The sequence below is a fragment of the Falsirhodobacter xinxiangensis genome (assembly GCF_004959935.1).
In the GTDB taxonomy this organism is placed as follows: domain Bacteria; phylum Pseudomonadota; class Alphaproteobacteria; order Rhodobacterales; family Rhodobacteraceae; genus Falsirhodobacter; species Falsirhodobacter xinxiangensis.
In genome coordinates, this window is the sequence record NZ_SMYN01000003.1 from 221,473 (window position 1) to 242,427 (window position 20,955).

A 20,955-nucleotide genomic window follows, 5' to 3' on the forward strand; every position below is an offset into this window, starting at 1 on the left:
CTAGCGATAATAGGGTGGCCAGTCGCCTGCTTCGCAAGGATAGCCCAGCCATGGCCCAGCAACGGATGCTCAAATTCGTCTCGACCGCGCGCGAGATGCCCGAGAAACGCCTGCCCGATCTGCGCACCGAGGATTTCCACGAGATCTACCGCGAATTCGCCGATGCAAAGGCGAAGGAGCAGGCCAGCCGGTGCAGCCAATGCGGCGTGCCCTATTGCCAGTCGCATTGCCCGCTGCACAACAACATCCCGGACTGGCTGCGCCTGACCGCCGAAGGGCGGCTGCAGGAAGCCTATGAGATCAGCCAAGCGACCAACACCTTCCCGGAAATCTGCGGCCGCATCTGCCCCCAGGATCGTCTGTGCGAAGGCAACTGCGTGATCGAACAGTCGGGCCACGGCACCGTGACCATCGGCTCGATCGAGAAATACATCACCGACACCGCGTGGGAGAACGGCTGGGTCACTCCGCAGAAGCCGAAATCCGAGCGCGTCGAGTCGGTCGGCATCATCGGCGCGGGCCCGGGTGGTCTGGCGGCGGCCGACGCGCTGCGCCGCAAGGGCGTGCAGGTCACGGTCTATGACCGTTACGACCGCGCCGGCGGGCTGCTGACCTATGGCATCCCCGGCTTCAAGCTGGAAAAGGACGTGGTCATGCGCCGCGTCGAGCAGCTTGAAGCGGCGGGCGTGCAGTTCGTGATGAACTGCAATGTCGGCGTCGATATCAGCTTCGACGCGATCCGCGGCCAGCATGACGCGGTTCTGATCGCGACGGGCGTCTATAAGGCGCGCGACATCTCGGCCCCGGGTGTGGGTGCGACCGGGATCGTCAAGGCGCTGGACTATCTGACCGCCTCCAACCGCAAGAGCTTCGGTGACGAGGTCGAGGCCTTCGACAACGGCGATCTGGATGCCAGCGGCAAACGGGTAGTGGTCATTGGCGGCGGCGATACCGCAATGGACTGCGTTCGGACTGCGATCCGTCAGGGCGCGACCAGCGTGAAATGCCTTTACCGCCGCGACAAGGCCAACATGCCCGGATCGCAGCGCGAGACGCAGAATGCCGAGGAAGAAGGCGTCGAATTCGTCTGGCTGACCGCACCCAAGGGCTTCACCGGCGGCGATGCCGTCGAAGGCGTGATCGTGCAGCAGATGCGTCTGGGCCAGCCCGACGCCTCGGGCCGCCAGATGCCCGAGGTGATCGAGGGTGCGGATTACGTAGAACCCGCCGAACTGGTCGTCATGGCGCTGGGCTTCGAGCCGGAAGACCTGCCGCAGCAATGGTCGGCCCCCGATCTAGGCGCGACCCGCTGGGGCACGGTCAAGGCGGACTTCCGCAGCCATGCGACGAACATCCCCGGCGTCTTTGCTGCGGGCGACATCGTGCGCGGCGCCTCGCTGGTGGTCTGGGCCATCCGCGACGGGCGCGAAGCGGCGGATGCGATCATGGATTATCTGGCGCAGCCCGCCGCCGTGGCTGCGGAATGATCCGCGCGCTTGTCATCGCGGCGCTGCTTCCGGCGCCCGCGTTGGCGGCAGGGTTCGTTCCCCCGCCGGGATGCGAGACGTTCATGACCGTCCAATCCCGCCAGTGCCGCGTGTCGAATCATTTCCGCTGCGCGTCGGACCCCGCCGGGGATCAATGGCGCATGGATGCCGACCAGGAAGGCCCCTATTTCTTCAGCCGCATCAACTCCGAAGCGGAATGGGTCGAAAGTTATGGGATGGAGCGCGGCTCGGCCCAGCGTCTTGGCGACAGGAAGGACCCGGCCTCGTTCAGCGACCTGCTGGCAGGCGGCGTGGACCGCTATGACTTTCGGCTGGAGCATGAGGATGGCGCGCAAAGCCACGTGCAGGGCTTCGACAGCCTGACCGGGACCGACGTGACCATCGACGGCATTCCGCTGCGCGAAACCGAGTTCGAATTCGCCGAAACGGACAGCGCCGGGAACGTGATGCGCCGGTCGCGCGGGCGGGAATACATCAGCCCCGACATGCGGATGTTCTTCTCCGGCCCGTCCGAGTTTCAGGACGCGGACGGCAACTGGGTCCCCTTCGACGGACGGCCCGTGCAGTTCATCTTTCCCGGCGAGAAAGGCTTCGCCGCGACCCAACCGATCTTCGATTGCGACGCCATCCTGTCGCAACTGCAACCAAGCGGAGGACCAGCATGACCTCGACCGGACATTGCCTTTGCGGCGCCGTGCAGATTTCGGTGACCAACCTCGCCCATGACATGCACGCCTGCCATTGCGAGAATTGCCGTCGGCAGGGGATGATCGGCTTTTCCGTGCCGGTTCCCGCCGCCGACCTGACCGTGACGGGCGAAGTTGCGACATACACATCGTCGGACTGGGGCCAGCGCGCCTTTTGCCCGACCTGCGGATCGAACCTATGGTTCCGCGCGACCGGAGGGGAGGCCGACTACTACCTTTCGCCCGGCCTGCTGGACGACCTTTCGGGGCTGAAACTGGTGGACGAGATCTTCATCGACCGCAAACCCGCCGCCTATGACTTTGCCGGTCCGACCAAACGCCTGACCGGCGACGAATTCTTCGCAATGATTGCCAGTTCCTCTGAGGGAGGCCAGCCATGACCGTTTATGATGAAAACTGGGTTCGCGAGCAGGAAGCCAAACGCGCCTGGCTGCACGAGAACGGCCTTTACAAGGACGAGGACGAGAAATCGTCCTGCGGCGTGGGCCTTGTCGTGTCCATTTCGGGCAAACCCTCGCGCAAGGTGACGCAGGCGGGGATCGACGCGCTGAAGGCGATCTGGCACCGCGGCGCGGTCGATGCCGACGGCAAGACCGGCGACGGTGCGGGCATCCACGTCCAGATCCCGGTGCCCTTCTTCTATGATCAGGTGCGCCGCACCGGGCACGAGCCGGATACGTCCAAGCAGATCGCCGTGGGGCAGGTCTTCCTGCCGCGCACCGATTTCGCCGCGCAGGAACGCTGCCGGACCATCGTGGAAACCGAAGTCCTGCGCATGGGCCATTACATCTATGGCTGGCGTCACGTTCCGGTGGACACCTCGGTTCTGGGGGAAAAAGCCAACGCCACCCGCCCCGAGATCGAGCAGATCCTGATCCGCTGCGACAAGGCCATCGACGAAGAACAGTTCGAGCGCGAGCTTTACATCATCCGCCGCCGGATCGAGAAGGCGGCACAGGCCGCCGGCATCGCGGGGGTCTATCTTTGCTCGCTGTCCTGCCGGTCGATCATCTATAAAGGCATGATGCTGGCCGAACAGGTTGCGGTCTTCTATCCCGACCTGATGGACGAACGGTTCGAAAGCGCCTTCGCCATCTATCACCAGCGTTACAGCACCAACACCTTCCCGCAGTGGTGGCTGGCCCAGCCCTTCCGCATGCTTGCCCATAACGGCGAGATCAACACGCTGAAGGGCAACGTCAACTGGATGCGCAGCCACGAGATCCGCATGGCGTCCTCGACCTTCGGCGAGGCGGCAGAGGACATCAAGCCGATCATCCCCGGCGGCACGTCGGATTCCGGCGCGCTGGACGCGGTGTTCGAGGTTCTGGTCCGCGGCGGGCGCTCCGCCCCGATGACCAAGACGATGCTGGTCCCCGAGGCATGGTCGAAACAGACCGAGGAAATGCCCAAGGCCTGGCAGGACATGTATAACTACTGCAACGCCGTGATGGAGCCGTGGGATGGCCCGGCGGCGCTGGCGATGACCGATGGCCGCTGGGTCTGCGGCGGCCTCGACCGCAACGGCCTGCGCCCGATGCGCTATGTCGTGACGGGCGACGGGCTGCTGATCGCGGGCTCCGAAGCGGGCATGGTGCCGGTGGACGAGACCACCATCCGCGAGAAGGGCGCGCTCGGGCCGGGGCAGATGATCGCCGTGGACATGGCCGAGGGCCGTCTGTTCCACGACGTCGAGTTGAAGGACAAGCTGGCCGCCGAGCGTCCCTATGGCGAATGGGTGGAAAAGGTCACGGACCTGAACAGCCTGCTGCGCGAGGTGCCGGAATCGGTGCGCTTCGACGGTGCCGAACTGCGCCGCCGCCAGATCGCCGCCGGCTATTCGCTGGAGGAGTTGGAGCAGGTTCTGGCCCCGATGGCCGAGGACGGCAAGGAAATGATCGCCTCGATGGGCGATGACACGCCGGCTGCAGTGCTGTCCTCGGTCTACCGTCCGATGTCGCATTTCTTCCGTCAGGCGTTCAGCCAGGTGACGAACCCGCCGATCGACTCGCTTCGCGAAAGCCGGGTGATGTCGCTGAAGACGCGGTTCGGCAACCTCAAGAACGTGCTGGACGAGAATTCGTCGCAGACCGAGATCCTCGTGCTGGAATCGCCCTTCGTCGCGAATGCCGAGTTCGAGGTGATGCTGCGCCAGTTCGGCGATCAGGTGGGGGTGATCGACTGCACCTTCCCCGCAGGCACCGACATGGCTGACGCTCTGGCCCGCATCCGGGCCGAGGCCGAAGATGCCGTGCGGTCGGGCGCGGGCCATATCGTGCTGTCGGACGAAGCGCAGGCCGAGGATCGTGTCGCGATGCCGATGATCCTTGCCACCAGCGCGGTGCATTCGTGGCTGACGCGCAAGGGTCTGCGGACCTTCTGTTCGGTCAACGTGCGTTCGGCGGAATGTATCGACCCGCATTACTTTGCGGTGCTGATCGGCTGTGGCGCGACCACGGTGAACCCCTATCTGGCGCAGGATTCGCTGGCGGACCGCATCGCGCGCGGCCTGCTGGACGGCACGATCACCGAGGCGATGCGCAACTATCGCGACGCCATCGACGCGGGCCTTCTGAAGATCATGGCGAAGATGGGCATCTCGGTCATCTCTTCCTATCGCGGCGGTCTGAACTTCGAGGCTGTGGGGCTTTCGCGCGCCATGGTCGCGGAATATTTCCCCGGCATGCAGTCGCGGATTTCCGGCATCGGCCTGATCGGCCTGCAGCGCAAGGCCGAGGAGGTTCATGCGCGCGGCTGGCTGGGCGGTCAGGACGTGCTGCCCATCGGCGGCTTCTACAAGGCCCGCCGTTCGGGGGAAAAGCACGCTTGGGAAGCGCAGACGATGCACATGCTGCAATCGGCCTGCGACCGCGCCAGCTATGACATCTGGAAGCAGTATTCGGCGGCCCTTCGCGCGAACCCGCCGATCCACATCCGCGATCTGCTGGACATCAAGCCGCTGGGCAAGCCGGTGCCGATCGAGGAGGTGGAGAGCATCACCTCGATCCGCAAACGGTTCGTGACGCCGGGCATGTCGCTGGGGGCATTGGGGCCGGAAGCGCACAAGACGCTGAACGTCGCGATGAACCGCATCGGCGCCAAGTCCGACTCGGGCGAGGGGGGCGAGCTGCCCGAACACTTCCTGCCGGAAGCCAATGGCGACAACCCGTCGGCCAAGATCAAACAGGTCGCCTCGGGGCGGTTCGGCGTGACCGCCGAATACCTGAACGCGTGCGAGGAACTGGAGATCAAGGTCGCCCAGGGTGCAAAACCGGGCGAGGGCGGCCAGCTTCCGGGCATGAAGGTGACGGAACTGATCGCGCGTCTGCGCCACTCGACCAAGGGCGTGACGCTGATCTCGCCCCCGCCGCACCACGACATCTATTCCATCGAAGACCTCGCGCAGCTGATCTATGACCTGAAACAGATCAACCCGCGCGCCAAGGTGACGGTGAAGCTGGTGTCCTCGTCCGGCGTCGGGACCATCGCAGCGGGTGTGGCGAAGGCGAAGGCCGACATCATCCTGATTTCTGGTCACAACGGCGGGACGGGTGCCTCGCCGGGGACCAGCATCAAGTATGCCGGTCTGCCGTGGGAGATGGGCCTGACCGAAGCGCATCAGGTTCTGGCGATGAACAACCTGCGCGAGCGGGTGACTCTGCGCACCGATGGCGGTCTGCGCACGGGCCGCGACGTCGTCATGGCCGCGATGATGGGGGCCGAGGAATATGGCATCGGCACCGCCGCCCTGATCGCGATGGGCTGCATCATGGTGCGCCAGTGCCAGTCCAACACCTGCCCGGTCGGCGTGTGCACGCAGGACACCGAGCTTCGCAAGAAGTTCACCGGTTCTGCGGACAAGGTGGTGAACCTGATCACCTTCTATGCGCAGGAAGTGCGGGAAATCCTCGCCTCCATCGGCGCGCGGTCGATCGACGAGATCATCGGGCGGGCGGACCTGCTGTCGCAGGTCAGCCGTGGTTCGGCGCATCTGGACGATCTGGACCTCAACCCGCTGCTGATCACCGTGGATGGGTCGAACCGGATCACCTATGACCGCTCGAAGCCCCGCAACCACGTGCCCGACACGCTGGACGCCGACATCGTCAAGGACGGTGCCCGCTTCTTCGAGGAAGGCGAGAAGATGCAGCTGTCCTATGCCGTGCGGAACACGCTGCGGACCATCGGGACGCGCGCATCGAGCCATATCGTGCGGAAATTCGGGATGCGGAACAGCCTGCAACCGGATCACCTGTCGATCAAGCTGACCGGGAACGCCGGGCAGTCCTTGGGTGCCTTTGCGGTGCCAGGCCTGAAGATCGAGGTGCAGGGCGATGCCAACGACTATGTCGGCAAGGGCCTGTCGGGCGGCATCATCGTGGTGCGCCCGCAGATGGCCTCGCCGCTGGTGGCATCCGAAAACACGATCATTGGCAACACGGTGCTGTATGGCGCGACCGACGGCTGGCTGTTCGCGGCAGGCCGCGCGGGCGAGCGGTTCGCGGTCCGCAACTCGGGCGCGAAGGTGGTGATCGAGGGCTGCGGGACCAACGGTTGCGAATACATGACCGGCGGTCTGGCGGTGATCCTCGGCTCCATCGGCGCGAACTTCGGCGCGGGAATGACGGGCGGGATGGCCTATCTCTATGACCCGCAGGGCGTGGCCGAGGATTTCATGAACCTTGAAACGCTGGTGACCTGTGCGGTGTCGCATCCGCATTGGGAAGCGCAGCTGAAAGGCATGATCGAACGCCATGTCGCCGAAACGGGCAGCCAGAAGGGCGCACAGATCCTGCGCGATTGGGCGGCGGAAAAGGGCAACTTCCTGCAAGCCTGCCCGCGCGAGATGCTGGTCCACCTGCCGCATCCGCTGTCCGAGGAACCGCAGGCGGTTCCGGCGGAATGAACGAAAGGCCCGCCACGTGCGGGCCTTTTTCTTGATCGGCCCTCGGGCGCGGGCTACAGGAACGCATGGCAAGAAAACCCGCCCCGAAGAAACCGGCGCCGAGGCCGCTGCTGCGCCGCTGGGCGCTGCGGCTTGTGCTGGGCGTGGCGGGGGTCTTCGCCTTCTTCGTGCTGCTGTTTTCGTTCCTCAACCCACCGACCACGCCCTACATGTTCGCCGAAGGACAGCGGCTGGGCGGGGTCGAACAGGAATGGGCCGACTGGGATGATATCGCCCCGGTCATGGCGCGGTCTGCGGTGGCCGCCGAGGATGCCAATTACTGCCTGCACTGGGGCTTCGATATGGCCGCGATCCGGTCGGCGGTGAATGCCGGGTCCAATCGCGGCGCATCGACCATCAGCCAGCAGGTCGCAAAGAACGTGTTCCTGTGGCATGGGCGATCCTGGCTTCGCAAGGCGATGGAGGCTGGCCTGACCCCGGTGATCGAGACGTTCTGGTCCAAGCGCCGCATCCTCGAGGTCTATCTGAACGTGGCGGAATTCGGGAACGGGGTCTTTGGCGTGCAGGCGGCGGCGCGGCATTACTTCGGCGTCGATGCGGCGGATCTGACCCCGGTTCAGGCGGCGCGTCTGGCGGCGATCCTGCCCGATCCGAAACGTCGCGATGCGGCCAATCCGACGCAATTCGTGCGCGGACGCTCGCAGGCCGCGCTGTCCGGGGCGGCGACGATCCGCGCGGATGGCCGCGCCCGCTGTTTCGAGGGCTGAGCCGCTTGCAAACCCGCCCGCGCGGGTTCATTCAGAAGGCCTAGCCCCGGAAGGATCCCATGAACCGTCTTTACCACGTTCCGCTTTCGCCCTTCTGCCGCAAGGTGCGCCTGACACTGGCCGAAAAGCGGATCGAGGTCGAGCTGGTCGAGGAACGGTATTGGGAGCAGAACCCCGACTTCCTGCGCCGCAACCCGGCCGGGAAGGTGCCGATCCTGCGCATCGACGGGCGGGTTCTGACCGAAAGCCAGGCGATCTGCGAATACCTTGAGGAAACCGTGCCGCAGCCGCCGCTGATGCCGCGCGACCCCGACGGGCGATTCGAGGTGCGCCGCCTGTGTTCGTGGTTCGACGACAAGTTCCACCACGAGGTCACGTCGAAACTGGTCTACGAACGGGTGAACAAGAAGATCAGCGGCGCAGGATATCCCGACAGTAAGAACATCAAATTCGGCGCGACGCGGATCAAGTATCACCTTGATTACATGGCGTGGCTGCTGGACCAGCGCCGCTGGCTGGCGGGTGACGTGATGACGCTGGCCGATTTCACCGCCGCCGCGCATCTGTCCACTCTCGACTACATCTCGGATGTGGACTGGAACCGGCACGAGGTGGTCAAGGAATGGTATGCCAAGATCAAGTCGCGCCCGGCCTTCCGGTCGCTTCTGGTCGATCAGGTTCCGGGGATGCCGCAACCCGCCCATTACGCCGATCTGGATTTCTAGGGTTCAATCGGACCGATTCGGCCCTATATTCCCTTTTCGACAGCGAAAGGGAGGAAAGCCATGAGCCGTCATCCGATTGACAAGCGCGAGCCCACCGATGGGAGCCGCGTGAAGAACTTTGCCGAAGTGGAACGCCGTCAGGGCGAGGAGGGCAGCCATCCGGCCACGGCCGTGCTGCACCGTCGCCCCAAGGATGCGCCCGAGACCAATCGCCGGGCCGCCGAATATGCGCGGATCGACAGGGGGCATCGGGCCTGATGCCCCCCGCAAAGGGTTACGAGCGGACCAGCTTTTCGTAATCCGTCGCGATGTCGCGCGTCAGTTGGCCGACCTCGAACGAATAGTCGCCGATCTGGCCCACGGGGGTCACTTCGGCGGCGGTGCCGGTCAGCCAGCACTGCTCGAAGCCTTCCAGTTCGGACGCCTCGATGCGGCGCTCGTTCACGGTGATGCCTTTTTCGCGCAGCATGCCGATGACGGTCTGGCGGGTGATGCCGTTCAGGATCGCGTCCGGGATCGGCGTGTGCACTTCGCCATCCTTGACGAAGAAGATGTTCGCGCCGGTCGCTTCGGCCACATAGCCGCGATAGTCGAACATCATCGCGTCCGAGCAGCCCTTGGCTTCCGCCGCGTGCTTGGACATGGTGCAGATCATATACAGACCTGCAGCTTTGGCCTGCGACGGGATCGTTTCCGGCGACGGACGCTTCCATTTGGAGATGTCCAGCTTCGCGCCCTTCATCTTCGCGTCGCCGTAATAGGCGCCCCATTCCCAGCCCGCGATCGCCAGACGGACCGGGTTGCGCGCCGCGGACACGCCCATGTCGTCGCCCGCGCCGCGGAAGGCCACCGCGCGCACATAGGCGTCGGTCCAGCCGTTCGCCTTCAGCATCGCGTATTTGGCTTCCTCGATCTGCTCGACCGAATAGGGGATCGGCATGTCCAGCAGCTCGCCCGATTTCAGCAGGCGTTCGGAATGCTGCACACCCTTGAAGATCTTGCCGTTATAGCAGCGCTCGCCTTCGAATACCGAGCTGGCATAGTGCAGGGCGTGGGTCAGGATGTGGACCTTGGCATCGCGCCATTCCACCAGTTTCCCGTCCATCCAGATCTTGCCGTCGCGGTCGTCATAGGCCCCAGCCATTTGGTCCATCCTTCACAAAATTGCGCCTGATAGGTCCGTAGTGGACATAAAATTGCGCCAAACCGGGTGTTTCGCTAACAGTCGTATCTTGGAAAGTCAACAAGCCTGACGTAAAACGTGATGAAACACGGAGGAAGGCCATGGCCGAACGCGGCGAGGCGCTGCTGTTCCTGACGGACGAGCAGCTGCGCAAGGGGATCGAGGCGATGTTCTTCGCCTATCGCGGCTTCACCGCCGATCCCGACCGGATACTGGAGGAATACGGATATGGCCGCGCGCATCACCGTGCGATCCACTTCATCCACCGCGCCCCCGGCACGACGGTCACGAACCTTCTGTCCACCCTTGGCGTGACGAAGCAAAGCCTGAACCGGGTGCTGCGGACGCTGATCGAGGATGGGCTGGTCGAAAGCCGCGTCGGACGGCAGGACAAGCGCGAACGCAACCTGAAGCTGACCGAAAAGGGCGATGCGCTGGAACGGGCGCTGTCGGATGCGCAGCGGGCACGGATGCGGGCGGCCTATCGCGCGGCGGGGCCGGTCGCGGTGCAAGGTTTCCGCCAAGTGCTTGAAGCGATGATGGACCCCGAGATGCGCAGACAGTATCAATCGCTCAAGGAGAGTGGTTCATGACCGATACGCAGACGCATCTTCTGGTGGTGGATGACGACGAACGCATCCGGGGGCTGTTGCAGAAGTTCCTCGTGCGGAATGGCTTCATGGTGTCCGTCGCGCATGATGCGGCCAAGGCCCGGCGTCTGCTCGCGGGGCTGGAATTCGACATGATCGTGCTGGACGTGATGATGCCGGGCGAGGATGGCGTCTCGCTGACCCGTTCCTTGCGCGAAAAGATGGCGACGCCGATCCTGCTTCTGACCGCGCGGGGCGAGACGCAATCGCGGATCGAGGGGCTGGAGGCGGGGGCCGACGACTATCTCGCGAAGCCCTTCGAGCCGAAGGAGCTGCTGCTGCGGATCAACGCCATCCTGCGCCGCGTCCCCACCGTGCGCGAGGCGGCGGGGCCGAAGGTTCTGCATCTGGGCGAGGTGCGTTACGACATGGAACGGGGCGAATTGTGGCGTGGGACCGATCCGGTGCGCCTGACCTCGACCGAATCGGCGCTGATGCGGATCTTCGCCGCCCAGCCGAACGAAGCCGTCAGCCGTGAACGTCTTGTCGGCGATCTGGCGGGCGACGAGGGCGCCGAGACACAGGAACGCGCCGTGGACGTGCAGATCACCCGCCTGCGCCGCAAGATCGAGAACGATCCGAAACAGCCGCGCTATCTGCAAACCGTGCGTGGCGCGGGCTATATGCTGGCGCCCGACTAGTGCTGGTCTTCGCCCACCCCGATTTCGTACTGCACGAGACGCCCGAGGGCCATCCCGAACGCAGTGCGCGGATGGGCGCGGTGATGCGGGCGGTGGGCGATCTGCCGCTGCGCGAGGGACCTTTGGCCAGCGATGCCGATATCCTGCGCTGCCATCCGCAACGGTATCTGGACCGTATCCGCAATGCGCCGATGGGTCCGCTGGATGGCGATACGTGGATGTCGCCCGGAACGCTGGGTGCCGCCCTGCGCGCGGTGGGCGGCGTCATCGCGGCGGTGGACTGCGGCGAGCGCGCTTTCGTCGCCTGCCGTCCGCCGGGGCACCATGCGGAACGCGAAACGCCGATGGGATTCTGCATCTTCGGCAGCGCCGCAATCGGGGCCATGCACGCGCTGGAGACGATGACGCGGGTTGCTGTGCTGGATTTCGACGTCCACCACGGCAACGGCACACAGGATCTGCTGTGGGACGAGCCGCGCGCGATGTTCGTCTCCAGCCAGCAGATGCCTTTGTTCCCCGGCACCGGATCGGCGCGCGAAACAGGCGCGCATGGGCAGATCGTGAACCTGCCCTTGCCGCCCGGCAGCGATGGTGCGGCCATGCGCCGTGCGTGGATGCCCGCCTTGCAGCGCGTGCAGGATTTCGCGCCGGAGCTGATCCTGATCTCGGCGGGCTTCGACGCGCACAAGGATGATCCGCTGGCCAGCCTTGAATGGGAGCCGGAGGATTTCGCCTGGCTGACCCACCGCATCTGCGACGTGGCGGATGCTTGCGGCGCACGGGTGGTCTCTGCTTTGGAAGGCGGCTATGATCTGGCCGGACTGGAGGCGTCGCTTGCGGCGCATCTTCGTGTGTTGCAGGAGCGGGAATGACCGAGACGATTGCCGATATGACCTTCGAAGCCGCCATGACCGAGCTGGAGCGCGTGGTCGCGGCGCTGGAAAAGGGCGACGTCCCGCTGGAAGAATCGATCAAGCTGTATGAACGCGGCGCGGCGCTGAAATCGCATTGCGCAGCCAAGCTGAAGGCGGCCGAGGAAAAGGTCGAAATGATCCGCTCGCAGGAAGGCCGCGCCACCGGCACCACCCCGGCGGAGGGGCTGTGAGCTTTCCGCAGCGGCTGGCCGACGATGCCGCGCTGATCGACGCCCGCCTGACCGCCGCCTTGGCGGGTCATCCGGATGTGCCGGTGGTCCACGCGATGCGCTATGCTCTGCGCGGCGGCAAACGTTTGCGCGGGTTCCTTGCGCTGGAATCGGCGCGGCTGCACGGGCTGGACGCCATCGACCCGGCAGCCTCGGTCGAGGCGCTGCATGCCTACAGCCTCGTCCATGACGACATGCCCTGCATGGACGATGACGACCTGCGCCGGGGCCAGCCGACCGTCCATATCCAATGGGACGAGGCGACGGCGGTTCTGGCGGGCGACGCGCTTCAGACGCTGGCCTTTGAATTGCTGACCGAAGCCCCGAACGGGCTGGCGCTGGTGGCGGGCCTGGCGCGGGCCTCCGGCGCGCAGGGAATGGTGCTGGGACAGGCGCTGGACATCGCCGCCGAAACGGCCGAGGAGCCGCTGACGCTGGAGGAGATCACCCGGCTTCAGGCGGGCAAGACCGGGGCGCTGATCTCCTATTCCGCGCAGGTGGGGGCGATCATGGCGGGGGCGGACACGGCTCCGCTGCGCGCCTATGCCGATGCGCTGGGGTTGGCGTTCCAGATCGCCGACGACATTCTGGATGTGATCGGGGATTCCGCCAAGGCGGGCAAGCGGCTGAACAAGGACGCGGCGGCAGGCAAGGCGACCTTCGTTTCGCTTCTGGGACTGGACGGCGCGAAGCTGCGTGCGCGGGAACTGGTCGATATCGCAAGTGCCGCCCTTGACCCCTATGGCCATCAGGCCGAGATACTGCGCGAGGCTGCGCGTTTCGTGATCGCGCGCGAAAGCTGACAGAGGCAGGCTATGACCAACCCGAAGACCCCGACGCTGGACCGCGTGACGATTCCCGCCGACATGAAACGGCTGACCGACCGCGAACTGCACCAGCTTGCCGACGAGTTGCGCGCGGAAACCATTTCCGCCGTTTCGGTCACCGGGGGCCACCTGGGCGCGGGTCTGGGCGTGGTGGAACTGACCGTCGCGCTTCATGCCGTGTTCGACACGCCGAAGGACAAGATTGTCTGGGATGTCGGCCATCAATGCTATCCGCACAAGATCCTGACCGGGCGGCGCGACCGCATCCGCACCCTTCGGACAGAAGGGGGGCTGTCGGGATTCACCAAACGTTCCGAAAGCCCGTATGACCCGTTCGGCGCGGCCCATAGCAGCACGTCCATCAGCGCGGCGCTGGGCTTTGCCGCCGCCCGCGATCTGGGCGGACAGCCCGGCGATGCGATTGCCGTGATCGGTGACGGGTCCATGAGCGCGGGCATGGCGTTCGAGGCGATGAATAACGCCGGCCACTTGGGCAAGCGGCTGTTCGTGGTGCTGAACGACAACGAGATGTCGATCGCCCCGCCGGTCGGCGCGCTGTCGGCCTACCTGTCGCGCCTTTACGGCGATGCGCGGTTCCATGAATTGAAGACGGCGGCCAAGGGCGCGGTCGGCTTCCTGCCCGGACCGTTGCAAGAAGGCGCGCGGCGGGCGAAGGAGATGCTCAAGGGCATGGCCTTTGGCGGCACCTTGTTCGAGGAGTTGGGCTTCACCTATGTCGGCCCGGTGGATGGGCACGATCTGGACGCGCTGCTGCCGGTTCTGCGCACGCTGAAGGCGCGGGCGACGGGTCCGGTACTGATCCATGCGATCACCAAGAAGGGCAAGGGTTACGCCCCCGCCGAGCGTGCATCCGACAAGGGCCACGCCACCGCCAAGTTCGACGTGCTGACGGGCGAGCAGGCAAAGGCGAAATCCAACGCCCCCAGCTATACCAAGGTCTTCGCGCAGTCGCTGGTGGCCGAAGCGGAGCGGGACGACAAGATCGTCGCCGTCACCGCGGCGATGCCGGATGGCACCGGGCTGAACCTGTTCGCCGAACGCTTCAAGGACCGCTGTTTCGACGTGGGTATCGCCGAGCAGCACGCCGTGACCTTCGCGGCGGGGATGGCGGCGGGCGGGCTGAAGCCGTTCTGCGCGCTCTATTCGACCTTCCTGCAGCGCGGCTACGATCAGGTTGTGCATGACGTCGCGATCCAGCGGCTTCCGGTGCGCTTCGCCATCGACCGGGCGGGGTTGGTCGGCGCGGATGGCGCAACCCATGCGGGGTCGTTCGACATCGCCTTCCTTGCCAACCTGCCCGATTTCGTGGTCATGGCCGCGGCGGACGAGGCGGAACTGGTCCACATGGTCGCCACCGCCGCCGCGCATGACAGCGGGCCGATCGCCTTCCGCTTCCCGCGCGGCGAGGGTGTGGGCGTGGAGATGCCCGCCCGCGGCATCCCGCTGGAGATCGGCAAGGGCCGGGTGATCCGGACCGGCAGCCGCGTGGCGCTGCTGTCCTTCGGCACCCGTCTGGCCGAAGTCTCGAAAGCCGCCGAGGCGCTGGCCGCGCGCGGGATCAGCCCCACCGTGGCCGATGCCCGTTTCGCCAAGCCGCTGGACCGCGACCTGATCCTGAACCTTGCCCGGAACCACGAGGCGCTGATCACCATCGAGGAAGGCGCGGTTGGCGGTTTCGGCAGCCATGTCTCGCAGCTGCTGGCCGATGAGGGCGTGTTCGACCACGGCCTGAAATACCGCAGCATGGTTCTGCCCGACACCTTCATCGACCAAGCCTCGCCCGAGGCGATGTATCGCATCGCCGGAATGGACGCGGCGCAGATCGAGGCGAAGGTGCTGGCGACCTTGGGCGTCGCGGTGGTGTCCAAGCGCGCCTAGGCGGCGGGCGTCTGCACCGCCGCAAGGTCCGGCAGTTCCAGATTGGCGGAATGGTTGCGCGCCGAATCCTCGGCCATGTCCAGCACCAGTTGCAATTCGGCGCCGCGGTTGAAATCGGGATCGCAGGCATTCTCGCCCCTGATCGCGCCGATGAACCGCTGGTAGACCGAAGGCACCTCGTCCGTCGCGACCTCCAGCCAGCGGGCGATTTGCAGATCCGGCTCCAGACAGGCGTTCAGACGGCTGACGCGGCGTTCGAACAGCACCTCCAGCCCGCCCTTGTCGCCATAGAGCCGCAAGCGCAGATCGTTCAGGTGCCCGGAGGCAAAGCGCGTCGCGCTGACCGACCCGAGCGCGCCGTTGTGCAGCGCCAGATGCATCGTGAAGCTGTCATTGGCGTCCAGAACGTAATCGCCGATCCGCCCGCCCGGCGCCTTTTCGAACGTGCCCATGCGGCAGGACAGTTCTGCCGGGTCCGACCCCGCGATGAAGGTCGCGTAATCGAGGATATGGATGCCCACATCCCCCAGCACCCCCTTGGAGCCGTGCGCGGTGGACAGCCGCCACAGCCATTGGCTTTCGGTGGACCAGTTGCCCCAAGCGGGCTGGGTCAGCCAGCTTTGCATGTAAGACGCCTCGAAATGGCGCACATTGCCGATCGCACCGTCTGCCACCATCTGCGCGGCCTTCTGCACCGCAGGCACGTTGCGATAGGTCAGGTTGACCATGTTCACCACGCCCGCCGCCTGCGCCTTGGCTGCCATCTCGGCCGCGTGGGGGTAATTGGTCGCCAGTGGTTTTTCGCACAGCACATGCTTGCGCGCCGCCAGCAGCGGCATGGTCGTGATGTAATGCGCGCCGTCGGGCGTGACGTTGGTCACGGCGTCGAAGCCGTCCCAGTCCAGCGCCTCGCCCAAGGTCGCGAAGCCATGCGGGATGTTGTTGGCCGCGCAGAAGGCGGCCAGCCTTTCGGGGTTGGTGTCCACCCCCGCCACGACCTCCACCCCCGGAATCGCATTGAAGGCCGAGGCGTGGCTGCCCGCCATTCCGCCGGTGCCGAGGATCAGAAGCCGGATCATGTCAGCGATACCCTTCCTCGCCGGGTTTGTGCAGTTTCGGGCCGCGTTCCTCCAGCGGCTCGGGGGCGCTGTCCACGGGGACGTTGGGTGCATGGGTCGGCTGCGCGATCCGCGCGGCGGGGTTGTAGGCCCAGCGCACGGCGTTCTGCAGCACACGGTGCACGTTGCCGTCGTGATAGGTCGGATAGGTCTCGTGCCCCGGACGGAAGTAGAAGACGTTCCCCGCCCCGCGTTTATAGGTCACGCCCGACCGGAACACCTCGCCCCCTTGGAACCAGCTGATGAAGACCGTCTCCATCGGTTCGGGGATGCCGAAGGGCTCGCCATACATCTCCTCGTATTCCAGCTCGAAACTGTCGGGCAGGCCGGCCGCGATGGGGTGGTTGCGCGAGGTCAGCCAAAGGCGCTCGCGCTCTCCGGCCTCGCGCCAGGACAGGTTGCAGGGCGTGCCCATCAGCCGCTTGAACGGTTTCGAGAAATGCGCCGAATGCAGAAAGATCGCGCCCATGCCGGACCAGACGGCCTCGGCCACGCGTTCGACGATGCGGTCGTCCACATCGCCATGCGCCTTGTGGCCCCACCAGACCAGCACGTCGGTTTCCGCCAACCGCGCTTCGGTCAACCCGTGTTCGGGCTGGTCCATGGTGGCGGTGATCGCCTCGATCCCGTCGCCGCGAATGGCGTCGGCGATGCAGCTGTGCATCCCGTTCGGATAGATTTCGGCGACGATGTCGCTTTCCTTCTCGTGGACGTTCTCGCCCCAGATGGTTGCGCGGATCATCTGACCTCCTTCATTTGCCGTCCAATGACCTTTGGCCGCAGCTGAAATGTTTCAAGACATTCATGGATCAAGAAACCCTGATGGGGGCGGGTTCCCGCGCAGCACGTGATTCTTTCGCGGCGGGCAGGCATGCAGATGCGTCATTCCCGCCATGTGCAACACGTGCGGGGGCTTGGCGGAACGCGAATTGCCCGATAAGGCGTGAGCAAATCCCATATCACGGCCTACGAGGGAATCATGGCTGACATCACCTGCCCCTCCGGGGTCGAGAAACGTCCGGGCATCGTGCATCTGGCGCTGGCGCTGGGCGGCTTTGCCATCGGCACGGCGGAATTCGCGGCGATGAGCCTCGTGCCCTATTTCTCGCCCGACCTCGGCATCTCCGAAGCGGTGGCGAGCCATGTCATCTCGGCCTATGCGCTGGGCGTGGTGATCGGCGCGCCGGTGCTGGCGGTGATGGGCGCACGTCTGCCGCGCCGCACGCTGCTGATCGCGCTGATGCTGTTCTATGGCGTCGTGAACCTGCTGTCGGCTTTTGCCGCCAATTACGAACAGATGCTGGCGATGCGCTTCATGGCCGGTCTGCCGCATGGCGCCTATTTCGGCGTGGCCGCGCTGATGGCCGCCAGCGTGGTGCCGAGTCACCAGCGCAGTCAGGCGATGGCACGGGTGATGATCGGGCTGACGGTCGCGACGGTTCTTGGCGTGCCCTTTGCCAGCGTGCTGGGCCAGACGGTCGGCTGGCGCTTCGGCTTCGGCATGGTGGGCATCCTTGCGGCGGTGACCGCGCTGCTGATCTTCCTGCACGCCCCGCGCGAGGCTGTGCGCCGCACCGCCAGCCCGCTGTCCGAGCTTTCGGCGCTGGCCAACCGTCAGGTTCTGCTGACGCTGCTGACGGGTGCGATCGGGTTCGGCGGGTTCTTCGCCGTCTATACCTATGTCGCGTCGATCCTGATCCGCGTGACCGAGGCGGGCCAGGCGGCGGAACCCATCGTGCTGGGCGTGATCGGCGTCGGCATGACGCTTGGCACGCTGGCCGCGGGCTGGGCGACGGACCGGGCGCCGGCGCTGACGGGCTATGTCATCCTTGGCGGCTCGGTCGTTCTGATGCTGATCTATCCGTCCACGGTGCACAGCCTGTGGCTGATGGTGCCGGTGCTGTTCCTGATCGGGATGACGGGCAGCATGGGCACGGTGCTGCAATCGCGGCTGGCCGATGTGGCGGGGGACGCGCAGACCATGGCGGCGGCGATGAACCATTCGGCCTTCAACGCGGCGAACGCGCTTGGCCCGGCACTGGCCGCGGCCTCGATCAGCGCGGGTTACGGTCTGCCGTCGTCGGGATATGTCGGCGCGGCGCTGGGCGCGGCGGGGCTGGTCTGCTTCACCATCACGCTTTGGGACGCCAAGAGGTCGGCAAGACCCGCGCGGTAATCGGGGAATTTCAGCCGGACCAACCGCTTGATCCGGTCATTCCTGACCCGTTTCGATTCGGCATAGAAGCTTTGCTGCATCGGCGTCATCTCGGCCTCGGCAAAGGGAATGGCCGGGGGCGGGGGCAGGCCCAGCAGATGGGCCGCATGTTCCAGCACATCCTCGGGCGGGGCGGGATCGTCGTCGCAGAGGTTGTAGATGCCGGGGGCGGGTGCGGCGATCGACGCTTCCAGAACGCGGGCGATATCGTCGACATGGATGCGGCTGAAGACCTGCCCGGGTTTCACGATCCGGCGGGCGGTGCCGTTCGCGACCTTTTCGAACGGACCGCGACCGGGACCGTAGATGCCCGCGAGGCGGAAGATATGGACCGGCATCAGCGCCTGCCATTGCCGTTCCGCTGCCAGCCGCTGCTGGCCGCGCCTGGTCGTGGGGGCAGGGGGCGTATCCTCGTCCACCCAAGCGCCGCCGTGATCGCCATAGACACCGGTCGTGGACAGATACCCCGCCCATGACAGCGGTAGCGCGGCGATGTGCGCCGAATGGGTTGCCAGAAACGGATCGCCCGCATCGTCCGGCGCGGCAGAGGCCAGAAGATGCGTCACGCCCTCGGGGATCGGCGCGGGCCAGACCAGCGTCTCCACGTTCAGCTTGCGTGCAGGATCGCGCGTCGTGCCGATGATGCGCCAGCCTTGCAGCCGTTCGGCAAGGGCAGAGGCCGTGTATCCATGTCCAAGCGAGAGCAGCATCGTCATGCGCACGACCCTGCCGCGAACAGGGGATCAGCGCAAGAAAGGATCGGCCCCCGCCGCCTGCATCGCCAGCCGGTATTCCGCCGCCAGACGGTCCACCAGATCGGCCACCGCCGGGATGTCGTCGAAGCCTGCGACGCCCTGCCCGGCGGACCAGACATCGCGCCATGCCTTCGCCTCGTCCGCAAGGTTCATCGCGCCGTGGGTGCCGGCCTTGACCGTGGCGGCAAGAAAGTTCGCCGCCACCCCCGACACTTCGGGCGTATAGGCGATGTCGGCAGCCCGCGCCCCGGCGGTCATCGCCTTCTGCGGCTCGGATGCCAGCGATTCCCGCGTCGCCAGAAACCGTGTGCCCAGATAGGCTAGGTCCGCCCCCATCGCCCGCGCCGCCGCCACCTGCGCCCCGGTCGAGATCGCCCCCGCCACCAGAAGCGTGCCATCGAATACGCGCCGGATTTCCGGGATCAGCGCAAAGGGCGACAGCGTGCCGCCATGCCCGCCCGCCCCCGCGCAGACGGCGATGATGCCGTCCACACCGGCCTCGGCTGCCTTTTCGGCATGGCGGGCGTTGATGACGTCGTGGAACACCAGCCCGCCATAGGATTGCACCGCCGCCACGACCTCGACCACGGCCCCAAGCGAGGTGATGACGACGGGCACCCGGTGCTGCACGACCATCTCCAGATCGGCCTGAAGACGTGGGTTCGACCGATGCACGATCAGGTTCACGCCATAGGGCGCACGGCCCACGCGCGCGCGGATTTCTGTCAGCCAGTCGCCGAAACCTTCGGTCGTGCGACAATTCAGGGCGGGAAAGGTCCCAAGAACCCCGGCGCGGCAGGTTTCCACGACCAGATCCGGCCCCGAGGCAAGGAACATCGGCGCGGCGACGACGGGAATGCGCAGTCCGGTCAGGGCGGCGGGCAGGGGCATGAAAGTCCTCCGTTTGCCCCTGCGTGGCGCGGCTGGGTCAGCCTGTCAACGCGGACGTGGCGGCAGGCAGGGCAGGACCGCCGTTCAGCAGGAACGCCACCCAAGGCTCCACCGGGCCAAGCGCCTCTGCGGTGACGGGCAGTCCAGCGATCTTCGGCAGGACCGTCCCCGCCGAAGCCGTCCCGATCAGCCGCCCGGAAATGCGGTCCAGCGGCAGATAGCGTCCGTCTTCGGCCAGATTCTCCAGCGCGGCCCGCATCCGCACGGCGCGTTCGCGGTTCGACGCCGCTGTCTCCGCATCGCCCAACTCCTCGGCCACGGTCGCCAGATCCTCGCAGGACCGGATCAGAACGGCGTTCAGACCGGGATCGACGACGCAGAAGGGCGATCCGTTGTGCAGTTCCGCCGTCTCCCATCCCAAGGATCGGAAGCGTTCGATCAGCCAGACCGCCCGTGCCTGATCCGGGCCTGCGCCTTCGGGCAGGTATTGCGCGACGCCTTCGGTCGGGACTTGTGCGAAAGGCTCCGCCCAGTCGGTCGCATCCGAGCGCGCGGATTCCCACGGGTGCAGGATCGCGGCCAGCCCCTCGCCCTCGGGGTCGCGATGGGTGCCGAACCAGCCGTGCCAGCGGTCCACCGCCGCGACCAGCGCCGCCGCGCGCGGGTCGGGTGCGGCGCGATGAAGCCGCAGCAGCACCATCCCCGCCAGCGGCGGCACCGTCAGCCCCGATGTCGTGACCGGGCGGCCCGTGACCCACAGGCTGTCTGCCGGGAACGCCTCCGACGGTTGGTGATAGATCAGGTGCGGCACCATCCCGTCGGGCCACTGGTTTTCCAGCAGCGTCTCCATCTCGGTCCAGCCGCGGACGGGGTCGGTTTCGGCCAGCGCCAACGCGGCCAGCATGGATGCCATCGCGCCCTGCGGCATTCCGGTTCTGGCGAAATGGGTGCCTTTGTCGGCGGCGGAAAGATCGGTCATGGAAAACCCCCTCATGTTGCGGGAACAATCCACGCGCGGG

20 protein-coding genes are annotated in these 20,955 nt (G+C 65.9%); 14 read left to right on the forward strand and 6 right to left on the reverse strand.

Annotated features, from left to right (window positions below; translation table 11 throughout):
• The first annotated feature begins 50 nt into the window (after nt 1–50).
• The 7 genes from E2K76_RS05100 to E2K76_RS05130 all read left to right on the forward strand — a co-directional run bounded on the left by E2K76_RS05100 (nt 51) and on the right by E2K76_RS05130 (nt 8,871).
• A complete protein-coding gene (locus tag E2K76_RS05100) occupies nt 51–1,487 on the forward strand; it encodes an NAD(P)-dependent oxidoreductase (RefSeq protein ID WP_136683195.1) in 1,437 nt (478 codons plus the stop codon).
• Nucleotides 1,484–2,173: a hypothetical protein gene (locus E2K76_RS05105; RefSeq protein WP_136683196.1), complete on the forward strand. Its 690-nt coding sequence runs from the start codon at nt 1,484–1,486 to the stop codon at nt 2,171–2,173. Before E2K76_RS05100 ends, E2K76_RS05105 begins: the two co-directional genes overlap by 4 nt.
• A complete protein-coding gene (locus E2K76_RS05110) occupies nt 2,170–2,595 on the forward strand; it encodes a GFA family protein (RefSeq protein WP_136683197.1) in 426 nt (141 codons plus the stop codon). The genes E2K76_RS05105 and E2K76_RS05110 overlap by 4 nt, the downstream gene beginning before the upstream one ends.
• The gene (gene gltB / locus E2K76_RS05115; RefSeq protein ID WP_136683198.1) at nt 2,592–7,121 is read left to right on the forward strand and encodes a glutamate synthase large subunit; all 4,530 of its coding nucleotides are present in this window, start codon (nt 2,592–2,594) and stop codon (nt 7,119–7,121) included. Before E2K76_RS05110 ends, gltB begins: the two co-directional genes overlap by 4 nt.
• A 65-nt stretch (nt 7,122–7,186) precedes the next feature.
• On the forward strand, nt 7,187–7,888 hold the full coding sequence (gene mtgA, locus E2K76_RS05120) for a monofunctional biosynthetic peptidoglycan transglycosylase (protein ID WP_136683199.1): 702 nt from the start codon (nt 7,187–7,189) through the stop codon (nt 7,886–7,888).
• Between the two features lie 59 nt (nt 7,889–7,947).
• A complete protein-coding gene (fzlA, locus tag E2K76_RS05125; RefSeq protein ID WP_136683200.1) occupies nt 7,948–8,613 on the forward strand; it encodes an FtsZ-binding protein FzlA in 666 nt (221 codons plus the stop codon).
• 60 nt (nt 8,614–8,673) lie between these two features.
• Nucleotides 8,674–8,871, forward strand: coding sequence for a hypothetical protein (locus E2K76_RS05130; RefSeq protein ID WP_136683201.1), 198 nt, complete (start codon nt 8,674–8,676; stop codon nt 8,869–8,871).
• Between the two features lie 16 nt (nt 8,872–8,887).
• Here the strand turns inward: E2K76_RS05130 and E2K76_RS05135 are convergent, their stop codons facing one another.
• Entirely contained in the window at nt 8,888–9,757 is an 870-nt protein-coding gene (locus E2K76_RS05135) for a branched-chain amino acid aminotransferase (protein WP_136683202.1), read from the reverse strand.
• A gap of 140 nt (nt 9,758–9,897) precedes the next feature.
• Here E2K76_RS05135 and E2K76_RS05140 point away from each other — a divergent pair, with 140 nt between their 5' ends.
• From E2K76_RS05140 to dxs, 6 genes are read left to right on the forward strand one after another with little or no spacing between them, the layout of a single operon-like run.
• Nucleotides 9,898–10,389: a MarR family winged helix-turn-helix transcriptional regulator gene (locus E2K76_RS05140; RefSeq protein ID WP_136683203.1), complete on the forward strand. Its 492-nt coding sequence runs from the start codon at nt 9,898–9,900 to the stop codon at nt 10,387–10,389.
• Complete coding sequence (locus E2K76_RS05145) at nt 10,386–11,087, forward strand: response regulator (protein ID WP_136683204.1); 702 nt, start codon at nt 10,386–10,388, stop codon at nt 11,085–11,087. Before E2K76_RS05140 ends, E2K76_RS05145 begins: the two co-directional genes overlap by 4 nt.
• Complete coding sequence (locus E2K76_RS05150; RefSeq protein ID WP_246032897.1) at nt 11,087–11,959, forward strand: histone deacetylase family protein; 873 nt, start codon at nt 11,087–11,089, stop codon at nt 11,957–11,959. Before E2K76_RS05145 ends, E2K76_RS05150 begins: the two co-directional genes overlap by 1 nt.
• The gene (locus E2K76_RS05155; RefSeq protein ID WP_136683205.1) at nt 11,956–12,192 is read left to right on the forward strand and encodes an exodeoxyribonuclease VII small subunit; all 237 of its coding nucleotides are present in this window, start codon (nt 11,956–11,958) and stop codon (nt 12,190–12,192) included. Before E2K76_RS05150 ends, E2K76_RS05155 begins: the two co-directional genes overlap by 4 nt.
• Nucleotides 12,189–13,034 (forward strand): polyprenyl synthetase family protein, encoded by an 846-nt coding sequence (locus E2K76_RS05160; protein WP_136683206.1) that lies wholly within the window; start codon nt 12,189–12,191, stop codon nt 13,032–13,034. The genes E2K76_RS05155 and E2K76_RS05160 overlap by 4 nt, the downstream gene beginning before the upstream one ends.
• A 12-nt stretch (nt 13,035–13,046) precedes the next feature.
• Nucleotides 13,047–14,957: a 1-deoxy-D-xylulose-5-phosphate synthase gene (dxs, locus tag E2K76_RS05165; RefSeq protein ID WP_136683207.1), complete on the forward strand. Its 1,911-nt coding sequence runs from the start codon at nt 13,047–13,049 to the stop codon at nt 14,955–14,957.
• Here the strand turns inward: dxs and E2K76_RS05170 are convergent.
• The gene (locus E2K76_RS05170; protein WP_136683208.1) at nt 14,954–16,036 is read right to left on the reverse strand and encodes a Gfo/Idh/MocA family protein; all 1,083 of its coding nucleotides are present in this window, start codon (nt 16,034–16,036) and stop codon (nt 14,954–14,956) included. The genes dxs and E2K76_RS05170 overlap by 4 nt on opposite strands.
• Nucleotide 16,037: 1 nt before the next feature.
• Nucleotides 16,038–16,817 carry a ThuA domain-containing protein gene (locus tag E2K76_RS05175; protein ID WP_136683209.1) on the reverse strand — a complete coding sequence of 260 codons (780 nt, stop codon included), beginning with the start codon at nt 16,815–16,817 and terminating at the stop codon, nt 16,038–16,040.
• Nucleotides 16,818–17,054: 237 nt separating this feature from the next.
• Between E2K76_RS05175 and E2K76_RS05180 the strand changes: the two genes are divergently transcribed.
• Entirely contained in the window at nt 17,055–18,251 is a 1,197-nt protein-coding gene (locus E2K76_RS05180; protein WP_136683210.1) for an MFS transporter, read from the forward strand.
• On the opposite strand, the gene E2K76_RS05185 is transcribed toward E2K76_RS05180, so the two are convergent.
• From E2K76_RS05185 to E2K76_RS05195, 3 genes are read right to left on the reverse strand one after another with little or no spacing between them, the layout of a single operon-like run.
• Nucleotides 18,140–19,006, reverse strand: a complete 867-nt coding sequence (locus E2K76_RS05185; RefSeq protein ID WP_246032898.1) for an SDR family oxidoreductase — start codon at nt 19,004–19,006, stop codon at nt 18,140–18,142. The two genes, E2K76_RS05180 and E2K76_RS05185, sit on opposite strands and share 112 nt — an antisense overlap.
• Before the next feature lie 27 nt (nt 19,007–19,033).
• Nucleotides 19,034–19,936, reverse strand: coding sequence for an NAD(P)H-dependent flavin oxidoreductase (locus E2K76_RS05190; protein WP_136683211.1), 903 nt, complete (start codon nt 19,934–19,936; stop codon nt 19,034–19,036).
• Nucleotides 19,937–19,973: 37 nt separating this feature from the next.
• On the reverse strand, nt 19,974–20,915 hold the full coding sequence (locus E2K76_RS05195) for an MGH1-like glycoside hydrolase domain-containing protein (protein ID WP_136683212.1): 942 nt from the start codon (nt 20,913–20,915) through the stop codon (nt 19,974–19,976).
• Nucleotides 20,916–20,955: the final 40 nt, after the last annotated feature.

Coding starts and splice junctions, on each gene's coding strand:
- E2K76_RS05100 (WP_136683195.1), top strand. CDS start 51: ATGGCCCAGCAACGGATGCTCAAATTCGTCTCGACCGCGCGCGAGATG.
- E2K76_RS05105 (WP_136683196.1), top strand. CDS start 1,484: ATGATCCGCGCGCTTGTCATCGCGGCGCTGCTTCCGGCGCCCGCGTTG.
- E2K76_RS05110 (WP_136683197.1), top strand. CDS start 2,170: ATGACCTCGACCGGACATTGCCTTTGCGGCGCCGTGCAGATTTCGGTG.
- gltB (WP_136683198.1), top strand. CDS start 2,592: ATGACCGTTTATGATGAAAACTGGGTTCGCGAGCAGGAAGCCAAACGC.
- mtgA (WP_136683199.1), top strand. CDS start 7,187: ATGGCAAGAAAACCCGCCCCGAAGAAACCGGCGCCGAGGCCGCTGCTG.
- fzlA (WP_136683200.1), top strand. CDS start 7,948: ATGAACCGTCTTTACCACGTTCCGCTTTCGCCCTTCTGCCGCAAGGTG.
- E2K76_RS05130 (WP_136683201.1), top strand. CDS start 8,674: ATGAGCCGTCATCCGATTGACAAGCGCGAGCCCACCGATGGGAGCCGC.
- E2K76_RS05135 (WP_136683202.1), bottom strand. CDS start 9,757: ATGGCTGGGGCCTATGACGACCGCGACGGCAAGATCTGGATGGACGGG.
- E2K76_RS05140 (WP_136683203.1), top strand. CDS start 9,898: ATGGCCGAACGCGGCGAGGCGCTGCTGTTCCTGACGGACGAGCAGCTG.
- E2K76_RS05145 (WP_136683204.1), top strand. CDS start 10,386: ATGACCGATACGCAGACGCATCTTCTGGTGGTGGATGACGACGAACGC.
- E2K76_RS05155 (WP_136683205.1), top strand. CDS start 11,956: ATGACCGAGACGATTGCCGATATGACCTTCGAAGCCGCCATGACCGAG.
- dxs (WP_136683207.1), top strand. CDS start 13,047: ATGACCAACCCGAAGACCCCGACGCTGGACCGCGTGACGATTCCCGCC.
- E2K76_RS05170 (WP_136683208.1), bottom strand. CDS start 16,036: ATGATCCGGCTTCTGATCCTCGGCACCGGCGGAATGGCGGGCAGCCAC.
- E2K76_RS05175 (WP_136683209.1), bottom strand. CDS start 16,817: ATGATCCGCGCAACCATCTGGGGCGAGAACGTCCACGAGAAGGAAAGC.
- E2K76_RS05180 (WP_136683210.1), top strand. CDS start 17,055: ATGGCTGACATCACCTGCCCCTCCGGGGTCGAGAAACGTCCGGGCATC.
- E2K76_RS05185 (WP_246032898.1), bottom strand. CDS start 19,006: ATGACGATGCTGCTCTCGCTTGGACATGGATACACGGCCTCTGCCCTT.
- E2K76_RS05190 (WP_136683211.1), bottom strand. CDS start 19,936: ATGCCCCTGCCCGCCGCCCTGACCGGACTGCGCATTCCCGTCGTCGCC.
- E2K76_RS05195 (WP_136683212.1), bottom strand. CDS start 20,915: ATGACCGATCTTTCCGCCGCCGACAAAGGCACCCATTTCGCCAGAACC.